The sequence below is a fragment of the Priestia sp. 53B2 genome (assembly GCF_056099005.1).
In genome coordinates this window covers 1-227 of record NZ_JBLZXA010000118.1, presented here as the reverse complement: position 1 = coordinate 227, position 227 = coordinate 1, and the positions used below count along the sequence as shown (strand labels likewise).

General features: G+C 50.7%; 1 rRNA gene. It reads left to right on the top strand.

Annotation, left to right across the window (positions count from 1 at the left end):
* Positions 1–227 (top strand): 23S ribosomal RNA (locus ACN6NE_RS31420); the annotation flags it as partial.

Sequence of the window (227 nt, the reverse complement as noted above, 5' to 3'; positions counted from 1 at the left end):
CAAAGGAACGAAGTAAATGAAGCGACCTGGAAAGGTCCGTCGAAGAAGGTAACAACCCTGTAGTTGAAACTTCGTTCCCTCTTGAGTGGATCCTGAGTACGGCGGAACACGTGAAATTCCGTCGGAAGCTGGGAGGACCATCTCCCAAGGCTAAATACTACCTAGTGACCGATAGTGAACCAGTACCGTGAGGGAAAGGTGAAAAGCACCCCGGAAGGGGAGTGAAA